General features: G+C 50.4%; 1 protein-coding gene. It reads right to left on the bottom strand.

Features of this window, described 5'->3' with window-relative positions; translation table 11 throughout:
• On the bottom strand, window positions 1–250 hold a 250-nt coding region (locus K5E40_RS34725), incomplete at both ends, for a transposase (protein ID WP_221734464.1).

The raw sequence follows: 250 nt of genomic DNA, 5'->3' as shown, positions 1-250 counted from the left end.
CTTTGGCGAGCCTGAAGCCCCGTTAAAAAGAGCAGGTAATTGGCGAGAGCGGCAACCAACAGCAGTATTTCAATACGATGCAGGCAATGGCTGCGATGTAGATTCAGACCCAATCCCAGGTGCTCACTTTTCACATCTCTGAAACCTTCCTCAATTTGCATGCGTCGTTTGTAAACCGCCACGATCTTTGCCGGATTCCACTCGCTCTGAACTAAATTGCTGGCCAGCAACCATGGTTCACGCTCACGTC

Origin of the sequence: Pseudomonas baetica, from assembly GCF_019733355.1 — a bacterium.
Classification (GTDB): domain Bacteria; phylum Pseudomonadota; class Gammaproteobacteria; order Pseudomonadales; family Pseudomonadaceae; genus Aquipseudomonas; species Aquipseudomonas baetica_A.
The sequence above is the reverse complement of the archived record's forward strand: the minus strand, read 5'-3'. Positions and strand labels throughout refer to the sequence as shown.